A 24,372-nucleotide genomic window follows, 5' to 3' on the forward strand; every position below is an offset into this window, starting at 1 on the left:
TCTCCTGTCAGAAGTCCGGAGAATAGAAGCGATCGCCCTCACGTTCGATTAAGGATCTTGGTTAACGCGGGTGCGATCGAGACACGTCAGGCGCGGGGATGGGCGCGATCGTAGATGTCCAAAAGCCGTGCGCTGTCGACACCGGTGTAGATCTGTGTGGTCGAGAGGCTCGCATGGCCGAGCAGCTCCTGGATCGTCCTCAAGTCGCCGCCGCTGCCGAGAAGATGGGTCGCGAAGGAGTGGCGCAGGGCATGGGGTGTGGCTGAATCCGGCAGGCCAAGTGCCGAGCGCAGCTTCTGCATCTCGCGTTGGATGATTGCTGGCTGAAGCGGGCCGCCCCGGGCGCCTCGGAAAAGCGGAGCGCCGGGTTCCAGATGATAGGGGCAGAGCTTGTAGTAGTTTTCCACGGCCTCCATGACGACGGGAAGCAGCGGCACCAGTCGCATCTTGCCACCTTTACCCGTGATGCGCAGGCTCTTCGGCCTGCCCTCGAATACCTCGGGCGTCAGGCCAAGCGCCTCGGAGATACGCAGACCGCAGCCATAGAGAAGCGAGAGCACCGCTGCATCGCGCGCCGCGATCCAGGGCTCTTCGTTCATCTGCGTGTCCACGGCGACCACTGTGAGCGCCTGGCGGCCGCTGAGTGGCTTGGGCAGGGATTTCGGCTGCTTCGGAGATCGGATCGCGCTTGCACCTGCGGCATTGACGAGGCCCTTGCGCTCCAGATGGCGCAGGAAGGAGCGGAGGCCCGCCAGATGACGGCCAAGCGACCGGGCGCCTGCCCCTTCCTTGCGGCGATGGGCCAGGAAGCCGCGCAGGTCGGCCGGGCGCAGCGCCTTAATATCGTCGATCTTCACGGTGCCGCCGACATGGGCGGACAAAAACTGCAGGAATTGCCGGGTGTCGCGTTCATAGGCATCGAGCGTATTGGCCGACAGCCGGCGCTCAGCGCCCAGGCTCTCCAGCCAGGTGGCACGTTCGCCAAGAAGTTTTTCGTCTGCCGGGATCAATTGGGCGCCTTTTGCGTTTTTGAGTGTTGACCACCCGGCTCACGATGGCGCGGGAGGGTTAACGAAAGACGAATATCGGGGCTGTCATGACCGGATCACAAATCGCTGCCAGAAACCCTCTGGAACTCTGGCGAGGTAAATGCTGATGCGCCGCTCTCCCGTCTCCACTTTCGCGAGCGTCACCGACACCCTGTCGCTCCTGTCTCACGGGCGCCCCGGACATATCGTCGACACGCTGATCGCCGAGCGCGGTCAGAAGCTCGTCGAGCATCCCCTTTGGCCCGTCATGCGACCCTTTCTTTATAGCGTGCTGCGCTATGACAAGGCGATCCAGTTCGCCAATGATGTCGCTAATCTTCCGGGTCCGCAGGTCTTTGACTACCTGAGCGCTGCGCTGCGTCTCGATATCCAGGTGCGGCATGCCGACCGCATGCCCCCATCCGGCGGCTTCATCCTGGTCAGCAACCATCCGACGGGGATCGCCGACGGGGTGGCGATGTATGATCTGCTCAAGGATCGCCGTCCCGACATGACCTTCTTTGCCAACCGCGATGCGGTCAGGGTCAATCCGCGTCTCGCCGAGATCATCATTCCGGTCGAATGGCGCGAGGAGCACAAGTCGAAGCTGAAGGCGCGGGAAACGCTGAAGCTCACCACGCGGGCCGTGGAAGAGGGCAGGGCGACCATCCTCTTTCCCTCGGGCCGCATCGCCTATTGGGACGAAGGCAAGCTGAACGAGCGGCCCTGGAAGACGTCTGCGATTTCGCTTGCGCGCAAATACAATCTGCCGATTCTGCCGGTGAACATGAAGGCGCGCAATTCCGGCCTGTTCTACTGGTTCGCCCGCTGGTCGACAGAACTGCGCGACATGACCGTCTTCTACGAGCTTCTCAACAAGCGCGGCGGTCGCTTCGATTTCACCGTCGGCAATCTGATTCCGGTCGAGGCTCTCGACGGCGATCCCGCCGAGGTGACCAAGGCGCTGGAAGACTTCACGGTCCATCGGCTGCCGGCCGATCCCGACCGCAGTTTCCGCTGATCTCTCCCCTTACATAAAGCCTGTTTTCTTTCCGATCCTCAGGGGGCAAGTTGCAGCCCGATGAAGGACGATTCGAAAAGCCTGTTCGGAGAACTGTTCGAAACACCGCGCCGCAAGGTGGTGCCGGTGCTCGTTCCCATGCCAGCACCAACGGCCTACAGCTACGCGGTGCCCGATGAGCTGACGGTGGAGCCGGGCGCGATCGTGCAGGTGCCGCTTGGGCCGCGACAGGTGATCGGTGTGGTCTGGGACGGCGGCGAGGACACATCAGTTGATCCGAAGAAGCTCAGGGAAATCACCAAGGTCTTCGACTGCCCACCGCTCGACCAGGACATGCGTACCTTCCTCGACTGGGTGGCTGCCTACACGCTCTCTCCACCGGGTTATGTGGCCCGCATGGCGCTTCGGGCGCCTGCCGCCTTCGATCCCGAACCGATGATCGAGGGGCTGCGCTATGCCGGATATGAGCCGGAGCGTCTGACGCCTGCGCGCCAGAAGGTTCTGGAGATGGCGGCCGATGGTCTCTCCTGGACGAAGAGCGGGCTTGCTCATGCGAGCGGCGTCTCGACCAGCGTCATTGACGGTCTCGTCAAACAGGGGGTGTTCGAACAGGTCTTCCTGCCGCCGCCGCCGCTGGTTGCGGCTCCCGATCCTGACTATGCGGAGAACCGTCTCGCCGGTCCGCAGAAGGAAGCGGCGGAAGAGATCCTCGACAGTCTGCGCAAGGGTGGCTTTGCCGTTTCCCTGATCGATGGCGTGACAGGCTCCGGCAAGACGGAGGTCTATTTCGAGGCGATTGCCGAGACGCTGAAACAGGGCAAGCAGGTGCTGATCCTGCTGCCGGAAATCGCGCTCACTGCCAACTTCCTCGAGCGCTTCCAGGATCGCTTCGGCTCCAAGCCCGGGGAATGGCATTCGGATCTCGCGACGCGCACGCGCGAAAAGGTCTGGCGTCAGGTCGCGACCGGCGAGATCCGGGTTGTCGCCGGTGCGCGTTCGGCGCTCTTCCTGCCTTTCGAGAACCTTGGGCTCATCATCGTCGACGAAGAGCATGACCCCGCCTTCAAGCAGGAAGACCGCGTCTTCTATAATGCGCGGGACATGGCCGTTGTGCGGGCGCGCATCGCGAACTTCCCGGTCGTGCTCGTCTCGGCCACGCCGTCGGTTGAAAGTCAGGTCAACTGTATCGCCGGCCGCTATACCCGCATCCATCTGCCGACCCGCTTTGCCGATGCCGCGATGCCGGATCTGCACCTCATCGACATGCGGCGTGCGCCGCCCGAACGGGGCGGCTTTCTGTCGCCGATCCTGTTGCGATCCGTTGGCAAGGCGGTGGAGCGCGGCGAACAGGCGCTGCTCTTCCTCAATCGACGAGGATATGCGCCGCTGACCCTCTGCCGGGTCTGCGGCCATCGCTTCCAGTGCCCGCAATGTTCGAGCTGGCTGGTCGAGCATCGTTTTCGCGGCCAGATCCAGTGCCACCAGTGCGGCTATCATGAGCCGACGCCGAACGCCTGCCCGGAATGCGGGACACTCGATCATCTGGTCGCCTGCGGCCCGGGGGTCGAGCGCATCGCCGAAGAGGTGGAGAAACACTTTCCCGATGCGCGGACGCTGGTGCTCTCGTCGGATATCGGCGGGGTCAAGCGATTGCGGCTCGAACTCGAGGCGATCGCCAATGGCGAGGCCGACATCGTCATTGGTACGCAGCTCGTGGCGAAGGGGCATAATTTCCCGCTGATGACGCTGGTCGGCATCATCGATGCCGATATCGGTCTGTCGAATGGCGATCCGCGTGCTGCCGAACGGACATTCCAGCTGCTCTCGCAGGTGACGGGTCGTGCCGGCCGTACCGGGCGCAAGAGCCTTGGTCTGTTGCAGACGTTCCAGCCTCAGCATCCCGTCATGCAGGCGATCATCTCGGGTGATGCCGCCGCCTTCTATGAGCGCGAAATACTGGAGCGCGAGCGGGCGCAACTGCCGCCTTTCGGTCGTCTCGTTTCGATTATCGTCTCGGCCGATAGCCGCGCCGAGGCCGAGGGGCATGCGCGCGGGCTGCGACAGGCTGCGCCCCATGAAAGCGGCATCATGATCCTCGGTCCCGCCGAAGCGCCACTTGCGCTCATCCGTGGTCGCCATCGCTTCCGACTGCTCGTCCATGGCCGCCGCAACAGCGACATGCAGGCCTTCGTCCGAAGCATGCTTGAGCGCGGGCCGAAAGAACGACGGTCGATCCAGGTGCAGGTGGATGTCGATCCGCAGAGCTTCCTTTGAGCTGATCGGTAAAGATTGCGTCGCATCACCTGCGAATTAGGGCTCGGAGCCATACCGCAGCCGCGCGTTTCGTGGCATAAGCCGCGCGGTTTGTTTCCAAGCGGGTTGATCCATGGAATTCTACTTTCCCATCGAACTCGGCGAGCAGCTCGCCTTTCTTGCGGCTTCTGTCGCAGCGCTCATCGGATGCTTTGTGCTCTTTGCCCCAGGCCTCACCCTGAAGGCGCTTGCGCTTGTTCCAGCAGAAGGCCGCCCGGAAGGGCTCGGAGCCGCGCGATCGATCGGCGGCTTGATCGTCGGCTTTGCCGGGACCGCGCTGCTGCTTGCCCAGCCGACCGTCTACTTGGCTTTCGGCGCCGCCGTCGGGCTTTCGGCCTTCGCCCGGGTCCTGTCCATCATGTCCGACCAGGGCAGCACCTGGCGCAACCTTCTCCTCCTGGTTGTGCAGGCGGTCATCGCTTCCCTCACCCTCGCCTATGTCTTTGGTCTGGCTTGATCTTCGCTTTTCGAACGGGCTCAGCCGATATCTCGTCAATTTGACGCAGTTTCGGACAAAAAAAGCTCCAAGGCCTTGCTCTGAAGGATCAAACCGTTAATACGCGTGTTGCGAGTCTAGACCTGCTATGCTAGACGAACCGCGAAATTCGGAAAACGCAAGTGCAGCATGCTTGTGTTTTTGGGGAAAAACAAAACGATATCAGGAGCTTGAGAGGCCTCAATCGAGGTGTCCGGCCCCCTGGATCAAGATCAGGGAATTTTTTGCCCGTGGCAGACGCATCCCAAGTGATTTCAGGCGTGGCGGAGCGTTACGCATCGTCGCTTTTCGAGCTTGCGCTCGAAGCCGGCGTGCTTGACGCCGTCGCCGCCGATCTCAACCGTTTCCAGGCGATGATCGACGAAAGCGCCGATCTGAAGCGCCTGGTACAGTCGCCCGTCTTCACGGCCGAAGACCAGGTCAAGGCTATCAGCGCGATCGGCGAAAAGGCCGGTTTCAACGCGCTGGTGTTGAACTTCCTGAAGGTCGTTGCAAGCAATCGTCGCCTGTTTGCCGTTCCCGGCATGGTGGCTGCCTATCGCCAGATCCTCGCCCGTCACAAGGGTGAGATGACGGCTGACGTCACGTCTGCTCATGCCCTTTCGGCAGAGCAGGAAACCGAACTGAAAGCGGCGCTGAAGGGCGTTACCGGCAAGGAAGTTTCGATCTCCGTCACGGTCGATCCGTCTTTGCTCGGCGGCCTGATCGTCAAGATCGGCTCCCGCCAGATCGACACGTCCCTTCGCACCAAACTTTCCACCCTTAAGCTTGCACTGAAAGAGGTTGGCTGATGGATATCCGCGCCGCGGAAATTTCCGCAATTCTTAAAGATCAAATCAAGAACTTCGGCAAAGAGGCAGAAGTCTCTGAAGTTGGCCAGGTTCTGTCCGTCGGTGACGGTATCGCCCGCGTCTATGGCCTCGACAACGTTCAGGCCGGCGAAATGGTCGAGTTCCCGGGCGGCATCCGCGGCATGGCGCTCAACCTCGAAGCCGACAACGTCGGTGTGGTTATCTTCGGTGCCGACCGCGGCATCAAGGAAGGCGACATCGTCAAGCGGACCGGCGCCATCGTAGACGTTCCGGTTGGTCCGGAACTGCTCGGCCGCGTCGTTGACGCTCTCGGCAACCCGATCGACGGCAAGGGCCCGATCAACGCGACCCGCCGTTCGCGCGTCGACGTGAAGGCTCCGGGCATCATCCCGCGCAAGTCGGTTCATGAGCCGATGTCGACCGGCCTCAAGGCCATCGACGCCCTCATCCCGGTTGGCCGTGGCCAGCGCGAGCTCGTCATCGGTGACCGTCAGACCGGCAAGACCGCGATCATTCTGGACACCTTCCTGAACCAGAAGCCGATCCACGACAATGGCCCTGATAACGACAAGCTCTACTGCGTCTACGTCGCTGTTGGCCAGAAGCGTTCGACCGTCGCCCAGTTCGTCAAGATCCTCGAAGAGCGCGGCGCCCTCCAGTACTCGATCATCATTGCCGCCACCGCTTCGGACCCGGCTCCGATGCAGTATCTCGCACCGTTCGCCGGCTGCGCCATGGGCGAATACTTCCGCGACAACGGCCAGCACGCCCTGATCGCTTACGACGACCTGTCGAAGCAGGCCGTTGCCTACCGTCAGATGTCGCTCCTGCTGCGTCGCCCTCCGGGCCGCGAAGCTTACCCGGGCGACGTTTTCTATCTCCACTCCCGCCTGCTCGAGCGCGCCGCCAAGATGGGCGACGCTGCCGGTGCCGGCTCGCTGACCGCTCTGCCGGTTATCGAAACCCAGGGTAACGACGTTTCGGCCTTTATCCCGACCAACGTCATCTCGATCACCGACGGTCAGATCTTCCTTGAAACCGACCTGTTCTATCAGGGCATTCGTCCGGCCGTTAACGTCGGTCTGTCGGTTTCGCGCGTTGGTTCTGCCGCGCAGATCAAGGCGATGAAGCAGGTTGCCGGCTCGATCAAGGGTGAGCTCGCCCAGTATCGCGAAATGGCCGCCTTCGCCCAGTTCGGTTCCGACCTCGACGCCGCCACCCAGCGCCTGCTGAACCGTGGTGCCCGTCTGACGGAACTCCTGAAGCAGGCTCAGTTCTCTCCGCTCAAGACGGAAGAGCAGGTTGCTGTGATCTTCGCTGGCGTGAACGGCTACCTCGATAAGGTTCCGGTCAACCAGGTTGGCAAGTTCGAACAGGGTCTCCTCTCCTACCTCCACTCGGAAGGCAAGGCGATCCTGGACGCGATCCGCACCGACAAGGCGATCAGCGACGACACCAAGGGCAAGCTCAAGGCCGCCCTCGATAGCTTCGCGAAGAACTTCGCCTAATTCAGGCTCAAGCCAAGGACGGATAACGGATGCCTTCACTAAAGGATCTGAAAAACCGGATCGCCTCCGTCAAGGCGACGCAGAAGATCACCAAGGCGATGAAAATGGTCGCCGCGGCGAAGCTGCGTCGTGCGCAGGAAGCGGCCGAGGCTGCTCGCCCGTACTCGCAGCGCATGGGTGTCGTCCTGGCCAACATCGCGCAAGCCGTGGGTTCGGACGACAGCGCACCCCGCCTGATGACCGGCACCGGCAAGGACGACGTGCATCTGCTCGTCGTCTGCACTGCCGAGCGTGGTCTGTGCGGCGGTTTCAACTCGTCGATCGCCCGTTTCGCCCGTGACCATGCGCGCAAGCTCCTGGCTCAGGGCAAGACGGTCAAGATTTTCTGCGTCGGCAAGAAGGGCTACGACAGCCTGCGCCGCGAGTTCGCCGGCCTGATCGTCGAACGTACGGATCTGCGCGAAGTGAAGCGTGTCGGCTTCACCAATGCGGATGCCATCGGTCGCAAGGTCATCGGTATGTTCGACCGCGGCGAATTCGATGTCTGCACGCTGTTCTATTCCGAGTTCAAGTCGGTGATCAGCCAGATCCCGACCGCCCAGCAGATCATCCCGGCCGCTCCGGCCGAGGCTGCTCCGCAGGGTGGTGCATCGGCACTCTACGAATACGAGCCGGATGCGGCCGGGATTCTCGAAGATCTCATCCCGCGCAATATCTCGGTTCAGATTTTCCGGGCCCTGCTCGAAAACGTCGCGGGTGAAATGGGCGCCAAGATGAGCGCCATGGACAATGCGACACGCAATGCCGGTGAGATGATCAACAAGCTGACACTTTCCTACAACCGTCAGCGTCAGGCACAGATCACCAAGGAACTCATTGAAATCATTTCGGGCGCGGAAGCGCTCTGAGGTTAAGGAAAGAGGGTAAGATACATGGCTAAGGCAGCTACCCCCAAGTCTAAGGCGGTGAAGTCCGCAGCTGGTGCTCTCGGCAAGGTTACGCAGGTCATCGGCGCCGTCGTCGACGTCGCATTCGAAGGCGAACTGCCCCCGATCCTGAACGCGCTGGAAACCGATAACGGCGGCAACCGCCTCGTTCTCGAAGTCGCGCAGCACCTCGGCGAAAACCAGGTCCGCACGATCGCCATGGACTCGACTGAAGGTCTCGTCCGCGGCCAGCCGGTCAGCGACACGGGCGCTCCGATCACCGTTCCGGTTGGTCCGGAAACGCTCGGCCGCATCATGAACGTCATCGGCGAGCCGGTTGACGAAGCCGGTCCGCTCGTCACCGAAGGCCGTCGTTCGATCCACCAGGAAGCGCCTGCTTACGTCGAACAGTCGACGGAATCGCAGATCCTCGTCACTGGCATCAAGGTCGTCGACCTGCTCGCACCTTACGCCAAGGGCGGCAAGATCGGCCTGTTCGGCGGCGCCGGCGTTGGCAAGACCGTTCTGATCATGGAACTGATCAACAACGTTGCGAAGGCACACGGCGGTTACTCCGTGTTTGCAGGCGTGGGTGAACGTACCCGCGAAGGCAACGACCTTTACCACGAGATGATCGAGTCCGGCGTTAACAAGCACGGCGGCGGCGAAGGCTCCAAGGCTGCGCTCGTATACGGCCAGATGAACGAACCGCCGGGCGCCCGCGCTCGCGTTGCTCTCACCGGTCTGACGATCGCTGAAGACTTCCGCGACAAGGGCCAGGACGTTCTGTTCTTCGTCGACAACATCTTCCGCTTCACCCAGGCAGGTTCCGAAGTGTCGGCTCTGCTCGGCCGTATCCCGTCGGCAGTTGGTTATCAGCCGACGCTTGCTACCGACATGGGTCAGATGCAGGAACGCATCACCACCACGACCAAGGGTTCGATCACCTCGGTTCAGGCCATCTACGTTCCCGCCGACGACTTGACCGACCCGGCTCCGGCCACTTCGTTCGCCCACTTGGACGCAACGACGGTTCTGTCGCGCTCGATCGCCGAAAAGGGTATCTACCCGGCTGTTGACCCGCTCGACTCGACCTCGCGCATGCTTGACCCGCTGGTTGTCGGCGAAGAGCACTACGAGATCGCTCGTAAGGTTCAGACGACTCTGCAGCGCTACAAGTCGCTTCAGGACATCATCGCCATCCTCGGCATGGACGAACTGTCCGAAGAGGACAAGATGACGGTTGCCCGCGCCCGTAAGATCGAGCGCTTCCTGTCCCAGCCGTTCTTTGTTGCTGAAATCTTCACCGGTTCGCCGGGCAAGCTGGTCGCACTCGAAGACACGATCAAGGGCTTCAAGGGCCTCGTCAACGGCGACTACGACCACCTGCCGGAAGCCGCCTTCTACATGGTCGGCTCCATCGAGGAAGCCATCGAGAAGGCCAAGCGCCTGGCTGCCGAAGCTGCCTAAGTACAGGGACTGCCGGCACGCGGGATGACCCGCGTGCCGCTCCATCCTTCATCAGAGAAGTGAACGACCATGGCCGACAATTTCAACTTTGAGCTCGTTTCGCCCGAGCGTCTTCTGCTCTCCGAACAGGTGATCGAAGTCGTCATTCCGGCAACGGAAGGCGAAATGACCGTCATGGCCAATCATGCGCCGACCATGACGACCATCAAGCCGGGCGTGGTGAGCGTCAAGCTCGCTTCCGGTCAGGTGTCCAAGTATGTGGTCTTCGGCGGTTTTGCCGACGTCCTGCCGACCGGCTGCACACTGCTTGCCGAATCCGCCGTTCCGCTTTCGGAAATCTCGCCCGACACGCTGACCAAGCGCATCGACGAAGCCCGCAAGGAACTGGAAGGTGTCGAGCACCACGAGCACCGCACCAAGCTCGAGCAGTATCTCGCCGAGCTCACCAACCTGAACGGCGTTCTTGTTGCCGCCTGATCGGCTGCTGACGGCTGACAAAGATTGAAGCCGGGCCCTTAGGTCCGGCTTTTTTCATGCGCTGATGTCAGGCTGAGACGGCGTCTTCCAGGATCATCGCGGCCCCCTTTTCCGCGACCATCATGGTCGGGGCGTTGATGTTGCCGGCGGTAATGTTGGGGAAGATGGAGGCATCGACGATGCGCAGGCCTGGGACACCATGGACCCTGAGGCGGGCATCCACCACAGCCTCGTATGGATCTGTCCCCATCGCGCAGGTGCCGCACAAGTGGTAGATCGAGCCGCTGTTGAGACGGAAATAGTCGAGTAGTTTCGCATCTGTATCGGCAGCCTTGGATGGTGACACTTCCTCCTCCACCCAGCCGTCCAGCGCGCGCGCGTCCGCGATGCGGCGCATCAGCCGGCTCCCCTGCAGAACTTCATCGATATCCCGTTGCGTTGACAGGTAGTTTGGTCGAATGAGCGGAGCGTCTGAAGCGTCGGGCGAGGCAATGGAAATCGTGCCTTTGCTGGTCGGACGACAGGCATTGAATGCGATCAGAAAGCCTGGGTAGGGCTCCGGTGTCAGGCGGGCTCTAGGACTGTCCGGGATCCTATAGGACAGCGGGTTGAAGTAGACCTGAATGTTTGGCCGTGTCTCCTCAGCTGATCCCCGGAAGAAGCCGCCGGCCTGATTCACGCTCATCGCGAAGGGGCCGCTGCGTTTCAGGAGCCAAGTCAGACCGAAGCGCGCCTGGCCAATGAGGCTTGCGAAATCGCCGTTCAGTGTGGGCTGTTTCGAACGGTAGTAGAAGCTGGCGCAGAGATGATCCTGCAGGTTCTGGCCGACGGCCGGCAGATGTTTGCGGGTCTCGATGGCATGGGCAAACAGGGTTGCTCCGTCGCCGAAGCCTGAAAGCTGCATCAGTTTCGGGGTGTCGACGGCACCAGCTGCCAGGATCACCTCGCGGCGGGCGCTGAAGCTACGCAGCCGGCCATGCTGCATGACCTCGATGCCCGACACCCTGCCATCCGCCTCTACCAGCAAACGCCTTGCATGGGCCTCGCGCTCGATCGTCAGGTTTGGTCGTTTGAGCGCCGGGCGCAGATATTCGGCGCTGGAATGCGAACGCTGGCCGCGCCTTGTATTGACGTCGTAGACGCCGGCCCCTTCAAGCGTCTCGCCGTTGAAATCCTCGTTGAGCGGGATGCCGAGCTCATTACAGGCATCGAGGAAGGCGTCGCTTACCGGATGCGTGGCGCCACGCATCGGTGTCACATGGATCGGGCCGCTTCCGCCATGCCAGCGGCTTTCGCCACGGGCATGGGTTTCCAGCTTCCGGAAGAAAGGCAGCACGTCATCGAAGCCCCAGCCGGGATTGCCGGCGGCCCGCCAGTCGTCGAAATCCTCTGCCGCACCCCGCACGAAAACCATGGCATTGATCGAGCCGGAGCCGCCCTGCACCTTGCCGCGCGGGGCGTAGATCCGCCGCCCACCGAGGTTTGCCTCTGGCTCAGTGCGGTACATCCAGTTGACCTTGGGATTGTAGTAGCTCTTGGCGTAGCCGACCGGGATCTTGAACCAGAAGGACTTGTCCTCGCCACCGGCCTCGATGAGCAGCACGGAATGACGCCCGCTTTCGCTCAGGCGGCTGGCCACGATGCAGCCTGCCGAGCCTGCACCGACCACGATGAAATCGAAGATCATGGGATATCCTCAGCCCTTGGCCGGTGCGAAGGCTTTCACGTCTGCATGCTCCGCCGCCATCTGCAGATGCAGCCGGTCGCCGGTATAGGGCGTGTGCCTCGCGATGACCTCGTGGTTCAGTTCGATGCCGAGACCCGGCTCGCGCGAGGGGATGAGGTAGCCGTCGTCGAAGCCGAGCTTTGTCTTCAGCACCTCGGCGTGGAAGCCGCCGAAATCCATGATCGCCTCATGGATGAGGAAGTTCGGGCAGGTTACCGCAAGCTGGATCGACGCCGCCGCTCCGACCGGGCCGTTGTAGAGATGCGGCGCGATCTGTGCATAAAAGGACTCGGCCATCCCGGCGATCTTTTTCGCCTCCAGCAAGCCGCCGACGCGAGCGACATTCATCTGCAGGATGGAGGCAGAGCCAAGCTGCAATACTCTCTGGAATTCGTATTTCGTGGTCAGCCGCTCACCCGTCGAGACGGGGATCGAGGTGGCGCGGGCGACTTCCGCCATGGCCGCTTCCTGGCCGGGCGGAACGGGCTCCTCGAACCAGAGCGGATCGTATTTCTCCAGCCGCTTCGCCAGGCGGATGGCGGAGGAGGGCACCATCTGGCCGTGGGTGCCGAAGAGGATGTCGGCGCGGTTGCCGATGGCATCACGGATCTTCTGGCAAAACTCCTCGCAACGATCCATGACCGGCAGCGACAGCTGGTGACCGGAATAATTGGTGTAGGGGCCGGCCGGATCGAATTTCAGACCGGTGAAGCCGGCCTCGACCATGCGGATCGCCTCTTCGGCGGCAAGATCCGGATCATTGTAGTCGTATTCTCCGGCTGAATTCTTCGGATAAAGATAGGTATAGGCGCGCAGCTTGTCGTGGACCGGGCCGCCGAGCAGATCGGCGACCGGTCGTCCGGCTGCCTTGCCGATGATGTCCCAGCAGGCGATTTCGAGACCCGAGATGATCCCGACCATGGTCGGATCCGGTCGCTGGGTAAAGCCGCTCGAATAGGCCGCGCGCCAGAAGCGTTCGATCTGGTGCGGATCGTGACCCTCAAGATAGCGGGTGAAGACGTCTTCGACGAGGACCGCGATGCCTGAGGGATGGAAGGCGGTCGAATAGATTTCACCGACGCCTGTGATGCCGCAAGCTGTCTCAAGCTCGATGAAGATCCAGTACATGCCGCCGATATGCGGCGCGGGCGTTGCGACAACATGTGTCTTGAGCGAAGCGACTTTCATGGATGCCTCCGATGAAGAATTCTTGAGCCGGCTAATTGGTGATCAGTGTTTGAGAATGACGAGGCGCGTCTGGGTGAATTCCAGCATGCCGTGTTTGCCGTCGTCGCCGCCGAGGCCGGAGCGCTTCCAGCCGGCGTGGTAGCCCTGGTAGGGATCGGCCGGGAAGCGGTTGATATAGAGTTCACCCGCCTCGATCTCGTTCGCGGCCTTCATCACCTTGCGGTAGTTCTCGGTGAAGACGACCGAGGCGAGGCCGAACTGGTGGTCACTCGCCATGGCAAGCGCATCATCGAAATCGGTATAGGGGATCACCGCCAGCACCGGCCCGAAGACTTCCTCCTGAACGATATCCATGTCCTGGCGGCAGTCGGAGAGAAGCGTCGGCGGATAGAAATAGCCGTCGCCTGCGGGCAGGAAGCCACCCGTCTCGATCACCGCGCCATCGGCCTTGGCCCGTTCGACCATGTGATGGACACGCAGGCGGGCTGCGGCATTGGCAAGCGGTCCCATGAGGGTCGGGTCCTCGGCGCGGTCGCCATAGTGGCGGCGTTCGAAGGCGTCCTTGAGCTTTTCCAGAAGCGTGCCATGCACGGAGGCATGCACGTAAAGCCGCTCGACGGAGGTGCAGACCTGGCCGCAATGGGCCGTCTTGGCGGCCAGCACGCTTTTCGTCACCACGTCGAGATCGGCATCCGGCTCGATGATGACAGGCGTCTTGCCGCCGAGTTCCAGTGAGGGCTTGGCGATGTTGGCCTTGCAGTATTCCAGAACCGTCTGACCGGCGGCAACGCTGCCGGTCAGGGTGATCATGCCGACCTCACGGCGCGTCGCCATCACCTGGGCCACCTCGTGGCTCATGGCCATGATGCTGACGAGGCCTGCGGGAAGGTCTGCTTCCTTGATCGCTTCGGCGAAGACGAAGGCCGATGTCGGCGTGTTGTTGCTCGGGCGCACGACCACGGCATTACCGGTGATCAGAGCCGGCGCGATCTTGCGTACCAGCGTGTAAACAGGGAAGTTGAAGGGGATCAGGCAGGCGACGACGCCGATCGGTGCACGCTTCAGCATCAGCGTTTCATCCGGCGTATCGCTCTCGATCACCTCGCCCTCGACGCGGCGCGCCCATTCGGCATGGTAGCGCATCAGCTCAACACCGTAGCCGGTTTCGGCCACGGCATCGTCAAGGCTCTTGCCGGATTCCTGCGCCAGTGCTGCGCCGATCTTTTGCTGATGGCGCTCGATGGCATCGGCGAGCCGGCGGAGTGCATTGCCGCGCTCGATGGCCGGCAGGCGGCCCCAGGGTTTCTGGGCAACAGCGGCAGCGTCCACCGCCTCGATGACATCGGCTTCGGTCGCCGAGGTGACCGACGCAAAGACCCGACCATTGGCGGGGTTCTTCACCTCGATCGTCTGGCGTGGCCCCGTCTCGCGAAACGATCCGGCAATGAAGTTCTGGAAGGTAGACATGGCAGGCACTCCGACAACGGACAGTCTGCCCAAGTAGGAAGCCGGGCTTGCCTCTTCGCAAGCGACTTATTGTCGGGTTGAGCATTCCAAAAAGGAATGTTTCAGGCGCTCGCTTGCCTCAGCAGGGCCACGGAGCTTCCGTCGATTTCCTGGCTCAGCCAGCGTCTGAACGCTCCGACATGCGGGGATTGTGCGCTGTCGGTTCGAGTCACAAGCCAGTAGGACTCATGCCCCTCGACTTCGACGTCCAGAACCTGGGTGAGGGCACCCGTCTGCATCAGGGGCGCCACCATTGAGCGGTCCGCCACTGCAACGCCCAGTCCATTGCATGCGGCTTCGATGACGAGGTCGAGAAGATCGAATTCCAGTCCGCCCTGCGTGTCGGTTTCCGTCATGCCCGCCGCGTCGAGCCAGCGCTGCCAGGTGAGATAACGCTGGTCGGCGGAGGCCAGAACATGGAGGAATGTGAAGTGGGAAAGGTCGATGGCCTCTCCGTCGCGCAAGTCCGCCAAAAGGTCGGGAGCGCAGACGGCAATATGCCGTTCGGTAAACAGGCGTTCCGACTTGAGGCTTGGCCATTCCCCATCACCGAAGCGGATGGAGCAGTCGAGCATCCCCCGTTCGGAAAGATTGTCTTCGAGGTCTGTGGTGATGCTCAGATCGACGTCGGGCAGGATGGCTCGGAGGCTCGTCAGGCGTGGCATCAGCCAGCGTTTGGCAAATGTCGGCGGCACGTTGATCCGCAGACGGCGCTTGTTGCTCTTCTCGCGAATATTGCGGACCGTCATCTCCACCGTGTGGAAAGCCTGCTGCAGCGAGGCGAGCAATTCTGTACCGGACGGCGTCAGTTCCAGGTGATGGTGCCTGCGGATGACAAGGGGCTCGCCGAGCTGCTCCTCGAGATTGCGCACCTGACGGCTGACGGCGCTCTGGGTGAGGTTCAGCAATTCCGCTGCACGCGTGAAGCTGCGGGTCTGACCGACCACCTCAAATACCTTCATCGCGGATAGCGCCGGCAGTCGTCTCATGATCCCTCGTGATGCTCCTATGAGCCTTTGATGATTAAATCAGAGGCCACAGACCTGCGCCATGCAGTTTTGACGCGAATGTGTCATGCTTTCCGGTATAGCTGATTGAAAGTGTCGGGTGACCGATGAGATAAGGATCCAGAATTTTATGCTTTCGGGGGAATCGGCATGAAGGTCGGTATCGTGGGTGCGGGAATGGTCGGCAGCTCGGCGGGTTATGCGCTGGCGCTGATGGGGCTTGCCAGCGAGATCGTGCTCATCGATCGCAATGAGGCACTCGCCATCGCGCAGGCGGAAGACATTGCCCATGCGGTTCCGTTCATGTCCTCGACCATCGTGAATGCCGGACAGTATCGGGATCTTGAGGGCGCGGGTGTGGTCATCCTCTCCGCCGGTGTGAGCCAGAAACCCGGCGAAACACGCCTCGAGCTTCTGGAGCGCAACGCAGCCGTCTTCCGTTCCGTGCTTGCCGAGGTGTTGCCGGTCGCACCGGATGCGATCCTGCTGATCGCCTCCAACCCTGTCGATATCATGACCCAGATCACCACACGGCTTTCCGGCATCGATCCGCGCCGCGTGATCGGTTCGGGCACCATTCTCGACACCGCGCGTTTCCGCAGTCTCGTCGGCCGCCATCTCGGGATTTCCCCGCAATCGGTGCATGCCTATGTGCTCGGCGAACATGGTGACAGCGAGGTTCTCGCCTGGACGAGTGCCCGTGCAGGCTCCGTCTCTTTGTCCTCTTTCGCCGCCCAGGTCGGCTCGCCGCTGACGGAGGACGTGCGCGCGCAGATCGACGACGGTGTGCGCAACGCTGCCTACAAGATCATCAACGGCAAGGGCTCCACCTATTACGGCATCGGCGCGGGCCTTGCCCGCATCGTCAAGGCGATCGCCCGTGATCAGCGCGACGTGCTGTCCGTTTCCATTGCAACGCCGGAAGTGGCGGGCATTCGGGATGTCGCCCTATCGATCCCGCGCGTGGTTGGCGCAGAAGGTGTCGTCGTCGATCTTTTTCCCGATCTCGACGACGAGGAGTATGCGGCCTTGAACCGCAGCGCGTCGCTTTTGAAGGAACGAGCCGACGCCATTCCTTTATAGGGGGAACTGCCTATATAATGCCAGGATATGCAGGCGCAGAAGCGCCGTGACGATCAGATACTGCGCCCCGATTTCTGGATCACTTGATGAACGAAACGCCGCCACTCACCCCTGAGGCTCTCGATGATTTCCTGCTCAAGGCGCGCGCCGCCAGCGGGCTTTTAAAGGCGCTATCGCACGAGACGCGTCTGTTGATGCTCTGCATGCTCTGCCAGGGCGAGAAGACGGTCACCGAAATCGAACAGTTCCTTGGCATCCAGCAGGCCGTAGTTTCCCAGCAACTCGCGCGACTCAGAGGCGAGAAGGTCGTCCAGACCCGCCGCGAAGGACGCCAGATCTACTATCGGATCGCCGATCCACAACTCGCCGAACTGATCTCCGTGCTCTACAAGATGTATTGCGGCCCGACACCCGTCACGATCAGCCAGGCGGCGGCGCTCAGCGAGGCGTAAGCCCGAGAGGGCATCGAAGGGGCGGTGCATGATCGACAAGCTGGAATTCTTCATCGCGCTTGCCCGCCAGCAGCATTTCGGCCGCGCAGCCGAGGAATGCGGCGTGACGCAGCCGACACTGTCGGCCGGCATCCGGCAACTCGAAGAGCAGCTCGGCGTCATGCTTGTCCAGCGCGGCTCGCGCTTTCTCGGCCTCACCCCGGAAGGCCAGCGGGTGCTCGAATGGGCGCGGCGGATTGTTGGTGATACCCGCACCATGCGCGAAGAAATGCGGGCGGCGCGGCGTGGTCTGGCCGGCCATATCCGGCTTGCGGTCATTCCGACGGCGCTTGCCATGGTGCAGAAGCTCACCGAACCCTTTCAGGCCCGTCATCCGGACGTGACCTTTTCCGTCCTGTCGCGCACCTCGCTGCAGGTTCTGAGCCTGCTCGAAAATCTCGAGATCGACGCCGGCATTACCTATCTCGACAATGAGCCGCTGGGGCGCGTCACCAGCGTGCCCCTCTATTCCGAGCGCTATCACCTGATCACCGGTGTCGGCACGCCGCTTGCCGATCGTGACAGCATCACCTGGAGCGAGGTGGCCGATCTCAGGCTCTGTCTTCTGACCGCCGACATGCAGAACCGGCGGATCATCAACCAGCACATGGCAGAGGCCGGTGTGACGCCGAAGCCGACGCTCGAATCCAATTCGATGATCGTGCTGTTCTCCCATATTCGCACCGGCAAATGGGCGTCGATCATGCCGAAGAACGTCGCTGAGTCCTTCGGTTTCGGCGAGGAGATCCGGATGATCCCGATCACCGCACCCGAGGCCGAGCATCTGGTGGGGCTGGTCGCTACCCACCGCGAGCCTTTTACTCCTTTGGTCTCCGGCCTGTTGCATGAGGCGCGCTTGCTGGCAGCCTCTAATGCCTTCGATAGAAATCTTCTATCGATCGACGGAAGCGCCGTATTGACCTCCTGACATCAGAACCATCATCATCTTCCGATGAACGACCCCACCAGAGCTCGGCGGGTGAGGAGGATTTCGATGAATATTCGTGTGGCTGCGGATGACGTCTCCGCCCGCATTTCGGCTGTGATCGCCGAGTTGCAGCATCTGGAGGGGCCGATGCTGCCGATCCTGCACCGTGTGCAGGAGGAATTCGGCTATATCCCTGAGATCGCCAAGCAGATCATCGCCAGCGCGCTGAACCTGTCGCGCGCCGAGGTGCATGGCGTGATCACCTTCTACCACGATTTCCGCGCTCAACCGGCTGGGCGACACGTTCTAAAGCTCTGTCGCGCCGAGGCTTGCCAGTCGATGGGCTGCGAGCCTCTTGCGGACAAGATCAAGGCCAAGCTCGGCATCGACTGGCACCAGACGACGCCTGACGGTGCCGTCACCCTCGAACCCGTCTTCTGTCTCGGCCTCTGTGCCCAGGCGCCTGCCGCGATGCTCGACGGTGAGCTGCATGCGCGGCTCGACGAACACTGTCTTAGCGACATTCTGGCGGAGGTGCGCTCATGAGCGTCCCAGAAACCGTCGTTGTCTTCGTCCCCCGCGATGCGGCAGCGCTTGCCGTCGGTGCCGACAAGGTGGCGGCTGCCATCGAACGCGAAGCCAGGGTACGCGGCCTTGACGTCACCATCGTGCGCAATGGCTCGCGTGGTATGCTGTGGCTGGAAGTGCTGGTCGAGGTGCGCACCGACAAGGGCCGCATCGCCTATGGTCCGGTCAGGGCCTCCGATGTGCCTTCCCTCTTCGAGGCCGGCTTCCTTGATGGCGGGGAGCATCCGGTTGGCCATGGCCTGACCCAGGACATTCCCTTCCTCAAGGGCCAGACGCGGCTGACCTTCGCCCGCTGCGGCGTCACTGATCCGCTGTCGCTCGATGACTACCGCCATTATCAGGGCCTGAAAGGCCTCGCCAATGCCATCGCGATGGCACCGACCGAGATCGTCAAACAGGTCACTGACAGCGGCCTGCGCGGTCGTGGTGGTGCAGGCTTCCCGACCGGCATCAAGTGGAAGACGGTCGCGGATGCGAAGGCCGACCAGAAATACATCGTCTGCAATGCCGACGAGGGCGATAGCGGTACCTTTGCCGACCGGATGATCATGGAAGGCGATCCCTTCGTGTTGATCGAAGGCATGGCGATTGCCGGGATCGCGGTCGGCGCCACCAAGGGCTATGTCTATACCCGCTCCGAATATCCGCATGCCATTGCCATGATGGAAGAGGCAATCGAGATTGCTAGGGCTGCGGGCATCCTCGGTGCCTCGGTGATGGGCTCGCGCTACGCTTTCGACATGGAAGTGCGCATGGGGGCTGGCGCCTATGTCTGCGGCGAGGAGACCTCGCTGCTCAACAGCCTCGAAGGCAAACGCGGCGTGGTGCGCGCCAAGCCGCCGCTGCCCGCGCTTCAGGGCCTGTTCGGCAAGCCCACCGTCGTCAACAACGTCATGTCGCTCGCCTCCATCCCGGTCATGATGGATCGCGGTGCGCAGTTCTACCGCGACTTCGGCGTTGGCCGTTCGCATGGCACGATCCCGATCCAGCTCGCCGGCAATCTCAAGCATGGCGGCCTCTATGAGACCGCCTTCGGTCTGCCGCTCGGCCAGCTGATCAACGAGATTGGCGGCGGCACGATCTCCGGGCGTCCGGTCAAGGCCGTGCAGGTTGGCGGGCCGCTCGGCGCCTATTTCCCGCCCTCGCTGTTCGACACCATCTTCGACTATGAGGCTTTCACCGCCGCCGGTGGCCTGATCGGCCATGCTGGCGTGGTTGTCTTCGACGATACCGCCGACATGCTGAAACAGGCGCGCTTCGCCATGGAGTTCTGTGCGGTCGAAAGCTGCGGCAAGTGCACGCCCTGCCGCATCGGTTCGACACGCGGCGTCGAGACGGTCGACAAGATCGCCCGCGGCATCGAGCCGGAGAAGAACAAGGTGTTGCTGGAAGACCTTTGCAACACCATGAAGTTCGGCTCGCTCTGTGCGCTGGGAGGGTTCACGCCCTATCCTGTCATGAGCGCCATGACGCATTTCCCGGAAGATTTCGCGCCGGCACCGGTTCGGGAGGCTGCGGAATGAGTTGTTGTCTTCGAGAAACTGACGAGGCTGCCGGATCTGGCTCCCTCTTCTCCCCAGCGGGGAGAAGTGCCGAACGCAGTGAGGCGATGAGGGGGCCGCTTGCGCTGACGCTTAGCCCCTCATCCGGCGCTACGCGCCACCTTCTCCCCGCTGGGGAGAAGAGGTCCCGCCTGCGCTCTGCCCGTCATTGTCATCACGTCATGCACGCTCTCCAGGAGGCCCTCCATGCCCCTCGTTCCTGAAATCGACTACGGCACGCCCGCCTCGCGCTCGGAAAAACTGGTGACGCTCACCATCGACGGACGCGAAATCACGGTGCCCGAGGGCACGTCTATCATGCGCGCCTCGATGGAGGCCGGCATTCAGGTGCCGAAGCTCTGCGCGACTGACATGGTCGATGCCTTCGGCTCCTGCCGCCTCTGTCTGATCGAGGTGGAAGGCCGCAACGGCACGCCCGCCTCCTGCACCACGCCCGTGGCACCCGGCATCGTCGTCCACACCCAGACGGAGCGCCTGAAGGCCATCCGCAAGGGCGTGATGGAGCTCTACATCTCCGACCATCCGCTGGACTGCCTGACCTGCGCGGCCAATGGCGACTGCGAGCTGCAGGACATGGCCGGTGCCGTGGGTCTGCGCGATGTGCGCTACGGCTATGAGGGCGAAAATCATGTGAAGGCGCGGTCTGCCGAGGGTGGCATCAATGCCCAGTGGATGCCGAAGGATGAGAGCAATCCCTATTTCACCTATGATCCGTCGAAATGCATCGTGTGTTCGCGTTGCGTGCGGGCCTGCGAAGAGGTGCAGGGTACGTTTGCGCTGACCATCGAGGGCCGCGGTTTCGACAGCCGTGTGTCACCCGGCGCGCACGAAGCGTTTCTCTCGTCGGAATGCGTCTCCTGTGGCGCCTGCGTTCAGGCCTGTCCGACTGCGACGCTGACGGAAAAGTCCGTCATCGCCATCGGCCAGCCGGAGCATTCGGCCGTCACCACCTGCGCCTATTGCGGCGTCGGGTGTTCCTTCAAGGCCGAAATGCGCGGCGAAGAGCTCGTGCGCATGGTGCCCTGGAAGGATGGCCAGGCCAATCGCGGCCATTCCTGCGTCAAGGGCCGCTTCGCCTATGGCTATGCCAGCCACAAGGACCGCATCCTCAACCCGATGATCCGCGAGAAGATCTCCGATCCCTGGCGGGAAGTGACCTGGGAAGAGGCCTATGCCCATGTCGCCTCCGAGTTCAAGCGCATCCAGTACCAGTATGGCCGTGAAGCCATCGGCGGCATCACCTCGTCGCGCTGCACCAATGAAGAGACCTATCTGGTCCAGAAGCTGATCCGCGCCGGCTTCGGCAACAACAATGTCGATACCTGCGCCCGCGTCTGCCACTCGCCGACCGGTTACGGTCTCGGCCAGGCTTTTGGCACGTCTGCCGGCACGCAGAACTTCGATTCGGTCGAGCATTCCGACGTCGTGGTCGTCATCGGCGCCAATCCGACCGATGGTCACCCCGTCTTCGGTTCGCGGCTGAAGAAGCGTCTCCGCCAGGGGGCGAAGCTGATCGTCATCGACCCGCGCCGCATCGATCTGGTTCGCACCCCGCATGTCGAGGCGGCCCACCATCTGCCTCTGAAGCCCGGCACCAATGTCGCCGTCTTGACGGCACTTGCTCATGTCATCGTCACCGAAGGCCTGTTCGACGAGCGCTTCATCCGCGAGCGCTGCGACTGGTCGGAGTTCGAGGACTGGGCCGGTTTCGTCTCCGACCCAGCACATTCGCCGGAGGAAACGGAAAAGTTCACCGGAGTACCCGCGGCAGAGCTGCGGAGTGCCGCCCGCCTGTTTGCCACCGGCGGCAATGGCGCGATCTATTATGGCCTTGGTGTCACCGAACACAGCCAGGGCTCGACGACCGTCATGGCGATTGCCAACCTTGCGATGGTCACCGGCAATATCGGTCGTCCCGGCGTCGGCGTGAACCCGCTGCGCGGCCAGAACAATGTCCAGGGCTCCTGCGACATGGGCTCCTTCCCGCATGAACTGCCCGGCTATCGCCACGTGTCCGACGATGCGACGCGCGAGACCTTCGAAAAGCTCTGGGGCGTCGAGCTCAGCAACGAGCCGGGCCTGCGCATCCCCAACATGCTGGATGCCGCCGTCGATGGCTCGTTCAAGGGCATCTATATCCAGGGCGAGGACATCCTGCAGTCCGACCCCGACACGAAGCACGTCTCGGCAGGACTTGCCGCCATGGAATGCGTCGTCGTGCACGACCTCTTCCTCAACGAAACGGCGAACTACGCCCATGTCTTCCTGCCGGGCTCGACCTTCCTCGAAAAGGACGGGACCTTCACCAATGCAGAGCGCCGCATCAACCGCGTGCGCAAAGTGATGAGCCCGAAGAATGGCTATGCGGATTGGGAAGTGACACAGAAGCTCGCCCAGGCCATGGGGCTTTCGTGGAACTATAGCCATCCGTCTCAGATCATGGACGAGATCGCCGCAACCACGCCGAGCTTTGCCGGTGTCTCCTACGACTATCTCGAAAAGATGGGTTCGGTGCAGTGGCCCTGCAACGAGAAATTCCCTGTGGGATCGCCGATCATGCATGTCGACGGCTTCGTGCGCGGCAAGGGCAAGTTCATCCGCACGGAATATGTGCCAACGGACGAGCGCACCGGCCCGCGCTTCCCGCTGCTTTTGACCACCGGTCGCGTTCTCTCGCAATACAATGTCGGCGCACAGACGCGGCGCACGGAAAACAGTGTCTGGCATGAGGAAGACCGGCTGGAGATTCATCCGCATGATGCCGAACTGCGCGGCGTCAAGGATGGCGACTGGATCAAGCTCGCCAGCCGCTCCGGCGACACCACGCTGCGCGCCCTGATCACCGATCGCGTGGCCCCGGGCGTGGTCTACACGACCTTCCACCACCCGAACACGCAGGCGAATGTCATCACCACGGACTTCTCCGACTGGGCAACCAATTGCCCGGAATACAAGGTGACCGCCGTGCAGGTCTCGCCGTCGAACGGCCCGACCGAATGGCAGGAGGAGTATGAGGAGCTGAGCCGTCGTTCGCGGCGCATTGCAGGCAAGCTGGAAGCGGCGGAATGAGCGATGTGATCGGCTCCACGGCAAGGATTGTCGGCGGGCTGAAGGCGAGCCACGGGCGCGTCTCGGCCAGCAGCCGGCTCGTGCCGGAGGAGGTGCCGATCGCCTTTTCCTATGCCGGCTCCACCCATGCCGTGATGATGGCGACGCCCGATGATCTCGAGGATTTCGCCGTCGGCTTTTCGCTCGCCGAGGGCATCATCGCGGGGGCCGAGGACGTGGTATCGATCGAGGCCATTGAGGCGGGCGAGGGCATCGACGTCCAGGTGACGCTGAAGGAGATGACTGCGGAAGCGTTGGTTGCCAGGCGTCGGCGCATGGCCGGCCCCGTCGGGTGCGGGCTCTGCGGCATCGAGTCGATCGAGCAGGCAAGCCGTGCGGTGAAGCCTGTCGCTGACGACGGCTTCAGCATGTCTGCCCGTGACGTTTCCCAGGCCATGGCGCAGCTGACGGCGCGGCAGGATCTGAACCGCCAGACACGCGCCGTACATGGCGCCGGCTTCTACAGCCTGAGGCAAGGGCTTGTCGCGATCCGTGAAGATGTCGGTCGCCACAATGCGCTGGACAAGCTCGTCGGTGCCGTTGTCATCGGCGGCTGGGATCCTGCCCAGGGTGCGGTCGTGGTCACGAGCCGTCTGTCCGTCGAGATGGTGCAGAAGACGGCAGCGCTCGGTGCGCCCGTGCTGATTGCCATTTCCGCGCCGACAGCGCTTGCCATTCGCACGGCCGCGCAGGCCGGGATCACCTTGATCGGCATTGCGCGCGACGAGGATTTCGAGATTTTCACCCGGCCCGACCGGGTGGCCGAGGGAGTACCGCTGCATGTCTGAAACCGGCACCGACGCCAAGCTGATCCGCATGGCGAACCAGATCGCCACCTTTTTCCTGTCGCAACCGGAAGAGGTGCGTGCGGAGGGGGTGGCTACGCATATCAACAAGTTCTGGGAGGTCCGCATGCGCCGCCGCTTCCATGAGTTGGTGGCGGTCCCCGATGCCGGTTTTCTGCCGCTGGTGGTCGAGGCCGCCAGCAGCATCAAGCGCCCCGGCGCGTCTGATGCCACCGCCGTCGGTCTTGGTCAGGAGGCTGCTGTTGGTGGACCCTTCGGCAAAGGGGTAGCCGCAGGCGAGTCGCTGTCGGAGCCCAGCATCCCGGAGACGACGGCCTGAGCCCAGACG

The 24,372-nt window shown here is 62.4% G+C and carries 21 protein-coding genes; 16 read left to right on the forward strand and 5 right to left on the reverse strand.

Annotated features, from left to right (window positions below):
- Window positions 1-86: 86 nt before the first annotated feature.
- Entirely contained in the window at window positions 87-1,010 is a 924-nt protein-coding gene (locus BSY240_RS15465; protein ID WP_069042882.1) for a tyrosine recombinase XerC, read from the reverse strand.
- Between the two features lie 142 nt (window positions 1,011-1,152).
- Between BSY240_RS15465 and BSY240_RS15470 the strand changes: the two genes are divergently transcribed.
- The 8 genes from BSY240_RS15470 (at window position 1,153) to BSY240_RS15505 (ending at window position 10,051) form a co-directional block, all read left to right on the forward strand.
- Window positions 1,153-2,049, forward strand: a complete 897-nt coding sequence (locus tag BSY240_RS15470; RefSeq protein ID WP_069044004.1) for a 1-acyl-sn-glycerol-3-phosphate acyltransferase — start codon at window positions 1,153-1,155, stop codon at window positions 2,047-2,049.
- A gap of 60 nt (window positions 2,050-2,109) precedes the next feature.
- Window positions 2,110-4,323: a primosomal protein N' gene (locus BSY240_RS15475; protein ID WP_069042883.1), complete on the forward strand. Its 2,214-nt coding sequence runs from the start codon at window positions 2,110-2,112 to the stop codon at window positions 4,321-4,323.
- A gap of 112 nt (window positions 4,324-4,435) precedes the next feature.
- Window positions 4,436-4,819, forward strand: coding sequence for an AGROH133_08824 family phage infection protein (locus tag BSY240_RS15480; RefSeq protein ID WP_069042884.1), 384 nt, complete (start codon window positions 4,436-4,438; stop codon window positions 4,817-4,819).
- 263 nt (window positions 4,820-5,082) lie between these two features.
- Window positions 5,083-5,649, forward strand: a complete 567-nt coding sequence (locus tag BSY240_RS15485) for a F0F1 ATP synthase subunit delta (RefSeq protein WP_054150422.1) — start codon at window positions 5,083-5,085, stop codon at window positions 5,647-5,649.
- A complete protein-coding gene (atpA, locus tag BSY240_RS15490) occupies window positions 5,649-7,178 on the forward strand; it encodes a F0F1 ATP synthase subunit alpha (RefSeq protein ID WP_006724478.1) in 1,530 nt (509 codons plus the stop codon). Before BSY240_RS15485 ends, atpA begins: the two co-directional genes overlap by 1 nt.
- A 29-nt stretch (window positions 7,179-7,207) precedes the next feature.
- The gene (locus tag BSY240_RS15495) at window positions 7,208-8,086 is read left to right on the forward strand and encodes a F0F1 ATP synthase subunit gamma (RefSeq protein WP_006724479.1); all 879 of its coding nucleotides are present in this window, start codon (window positions 7,208-7,210) and stop codon (window positions 8,084-8,086) included.
- A 24-nt stretch (window positions 8,087-8,110) separates the two neighbouring features.
- Window positions 8,111-9,574, forward strand: coding sequence for a F0F1 ATP synthase subunit beta (gene atpD / locus BSY240_RS15500; RefSeq protein WP_054150424.1), 1,464 nt, complete (start codon window positions 8,111-8,113; stop codon window positions 9,572-9,574).
- A gap of 69 nt (window positions 9,575-9,643) precedes the next feature.
- A complete protein-coding gene (locus BSY240_RS15505; protein ID WP_069042886.1) occupies window positions 9,644-10,051 on the forward strand; it encodes a F0F1 ATP synthase subunit epsilon in 408 nt (135 codons plus the stop codon).
- A gap of 67 nt (window positions 10,052-10,118) precedes the next feature.
- On the opposite strand, the gene BSY240_RS15510 is transcribed toward BSY240_RS15505, so the two are convergent.
- From BSY240_RS15510 to BSY240_RS15525, 4 genes are all read right to left on the reverse strand, one after another.
- Complete coding sequence (locus BSY240_RS15510) at window positions 10,119-11,738, reverse strand: GMC family oxidoreductase (RefSeq protein WP_069042887.1); 1,620 nt, start codon at window positions 11,736-11,738, stop codon at window positions 10,119-10,121.
- 9 nt (window positions 11,739-11,747) lie between these two features.
- Window positions 11,748-12,965, reverse strand: a complete 1,218-nt coding sequence (locus BSY240_RS15515; protein WP_069042888.1) for a mandelate racemase/muconate lactonizing enzyme family protein — start codon at window positions 12,963-12,965, stop codon at window positions 11,748-11,750.
- A gap of 42 nt (window positions 12,966-13,007) precedes the next feature.
- The gene (gene aldA / locus BSY240_RS15520) at window positions 13,008-14,432 is read right to left on the reverse strand and encodes an aldehyde dehydrogenase (protein WP_069042889.1); all 1,425 of its coding nucleotides are present in this window, start codon (window positions 14,430-14,432) and stop codon (window positions 13,008-13,010) included.
- A gap of 101 nt (window positions 14,433-14,533) precedes the next feature.
- Window positions 14,534-15,460 carry a LysR substrate-binding domain-containing protein gene (locus BSY240_RS15525; protein WP_236759262.1) on the reverse strand — a complete coding sequence of 309 codons (927 nt, stop codon included), beginning with the start codon at window positions 15,458-15,460 and terminating at the stop codon, window positions 14,534-14,536.
- Window positions 15,461-15,628: 168 nt separating this feature from the next.
- On the opposite strand from BSY240_RS15525, the gene BSY240_RS15530 reads away from it, so the two are divergent.
- The 8 genes from BSY240_RS15530 (at window position 15,629) to BSY240_RS15565 (ending at window position 24,363) form a co-directional block, all read left to right on the forward strand.
- The gene (locus BSY240_RS15530) at window positions 15,629-16,561 is read left to right on the forward strand and encodes an L-lactate dehydrogenase (RefSeq protein ID WP_069042890.1); all 933 of its coding nucleotides are present in this window, start codon (window positions 15,629-15,631) and stop codon (window positions 16,559-16,561) included.
- Between the two features lie 86 nt (window positions 16,562-16,647).
- Window positions 16,648-17,013 (forward strand): ArsR/SmtB family transcription factor, encoded by a 366-nt coding sequence (locus BSY240_RS15535; RefSeq protein WP_054147618.1) that lies wholly within the window; start codon window positions 16,648-16,650, stop codon window positions 17,011-17,013.
- Between the two features lie 28 nt (window positions 17,014-17,041).
- Window positions 17,042-17,980 carry a LysR family transcriptional regulator gene (locus tag BSY240_RS15540; RefSeq protein ID WP_069042891.1) on the forward strand — a complete coding sequence of 313 codons (939 nt, stop codon included), beginning with the start codon at window positions 17,042-17,044 and terminating at the stop codon, window positions 17,978-17,980.
- 66 nt (window positions 17,981-18,046) lie between these two features.
- Entirely contained in the window at window positions 18,047-18,526 is a 480-nt protein-coding gene (locus BSY240_RS15545; RefSeq protein ID WP_054147620.1) for a formate dehydrogenase subunit gamma, read from the forward strand.
- On the forward strand, window positions 18,523-20,091 hold the full coding sequence (locus BSY240_RS15550) for a formate dehydrogenase beta subunit (protein ID WP_069042892.1): 1,569 nt from the start codon (window positions 18,523-18,525) through the stop codon (window positions 20,089-20,091). The genes BSY240_RS15545 and BSY240_RS15550 overlap by 4 nt, the downstream gene beginning before the upstream one ends.
- A 225-nt stretch (window positions 20,092-20,316) precedes the next feature.
- The gene (gene fdhF, locus BSY240_RS15555; RefSeq protein WP_069042893.1) at window positions 20,317-23,199 is read left to right on the forward strand and encodes a formate dehydrogenase subunit alpha; all 2,883 of its coding nucleotides are present in this window, start codon (window positions 20,317-20,319) and stop codon (window positions 23,197-23,199) included.
- On the forward strand, window positions 23,196-24,026 hold the full coding sequence (gene fdhD, locus BSY240_RS15560; RefSeq protein ID WP_069042894.1) for a formate dehydrogenase accessory sulfurtransferase FdhD: 831 nt from the start codon (window positions 23,196-23,198) through the stop codon (window positions 24,024-24,026). The genes fdhF and fdhD overlap by 4 nt, the downstream gene beginning before the upstream one ends.
- Window positions 24,019-24,363 carry a formate dehydrogenase subunit delta gene (locus BSY240_RS15565; protein ID WP_069042895.1) on the forward strand — a complete coding sequence of 115 codons (345 nt, stop codon included), beginning with the start codon at window positions 24,019-24,021 and terminating at the stop codon, window positions 24,361-24,363. The genes fdhD and BSY240_RS15565 overlap by 8 nt, the downstream gene beginning before the upstream one ends.
- The last annotated feature ends 9 nt before the right edge of the window (window positions 24,364-24,372 follow it).

It is taken from the genome of Agrobacterium sp. RAC06 (assembly GCF_001713475.1).
GTDB lineage: Bacteria > Pseudomonadota > Alphaproteobacteria > Rhizobiales > Rhizobiaceae > Allorhizobium.

Bases quoted from the DNA above. Each gene is read 5' to 3' on its own strand.
- BSY240_RS15475 (WP_069042883.1), top strand. From the start codon at position 2,110: ATGAAGGACGATTCGAAAAGCCTGTTCGGAGAACTGTTCGAAACACCG.
- BSY240_RS15480 (WP_069042884.1), top strand. From the start codon at position 4,436: ATGGAATTCTACTTTCCCATCGAACTCGGCGAGCAGCTCGCCTTTCTT.
- atpA (WP_006724478.1), top strand. From the start codon at position 5,649: ATGGATATCCGCGCCGCGGAAATTTCCGCAATTCTTAAAGATCAAATC.
- BSY240_RS15495 (WP_006724479.1), top strand. From the start codon at position 7,208: ATGCCTTCACTAAAGGATCTGAAAAACCGGATCGCCTCCGTCAAGGCG.
- atpD (WP_054150424.1), top strand. From the start codon at position 8,111: ATGGCTAAGGCAGCTACCCCCAAGTCTAAGGCGGTGAAGTCCGCAGCT.
- BSY240_RS15505 (WP_069042886.1), top strand. From the start codon at position 9,644: ATGGCCGACAATTTCAACTTTGAGCTCGTTTCGCCCGAGCGTCTTCTG.
- BSY240_RS15510 (WP_069042887.1), bottom strand. From the start codon at position 11,738: ATGATCTTCGATTTCATCGTGGTCGGTGCAGGCTCGGCAGGCTGCATC.
- BSY240_RS15515 (WP_069042888.1), bottom strand. From the start codon at position 12,965: ATGAAAGTCGCTTCGCTCAAGACACATGTTGTCGCAACGCCCGCGCCG.
- aldA (WP_069042889.1), bottom strand. From the start codon at position 14,432: ATGTCTACCTTCCAGAACTTCATTGCCGGATCGTTTCGCGAGACGGGG.
- BSY240_RS15525 (WP_236759262.1), bottom strand. From the start codon at position 15,460: ATGAGACGACTGCCGGCGCTATCCGCGATGAAGGTATTTGAGGTGGTC.
- BSY240_RS15530 (WP_069042890.1), top strand. From the start codon at position 15,629: ATGAAGGTCGGTATCGTGGGTGCGGGAATGGTCGGCAGCTCGGCGGGT.
- BSY240_RS15535 (WP_054147618.1), top strand. From the start codon at position 16,648: ATGAACGAAACGCCGCCACTCACCCCTGAGGCTCTCGATGATTTCCTG.
- BSY240_RS15540 (WP_069042891.1), top strand. From the start codon at position 17,042: ATGATCGACAAGCTGGAATTCTTCATCGCGCTTGCCCGCCAGCAGCAT.
- BSY240_RS15545 (WP_054147620.1), top strand. From the start codon at position 18,047: ATGAATATTCGTGTGGCTGCGGATGACGTCTCCGCCCGCATTTCGGCT.
- BSY240_RS15550 (WP_069042892.1), top strand. From the start codon at position 18,523: ATGAGCGTCCCAGAAACCGTCGTTGTCTTCGTCCCCCGCGATGCGGCA.
- fdhF (WP_069042893.1), top strand. From the start codon at position 20,317: ATGCCCCTCGTTCCTGAAATCGACTACGGCACGCCCGCCTCGCGCTCG.
- fdhD (WP_069042894.1), top strand. From the start codon at position 23,196: ATGAGCGATGTGATCGGCTCCACGGCAAGGATTGTCGGCGGGCTGAAG.
- BSY240_RS15565 (WP_069042895.1), top strand. From the start codon at position 24,019: ATGTCTGAAACCGGCACCGACGCCAAGCTGATCCGCATGGCGAACCAG.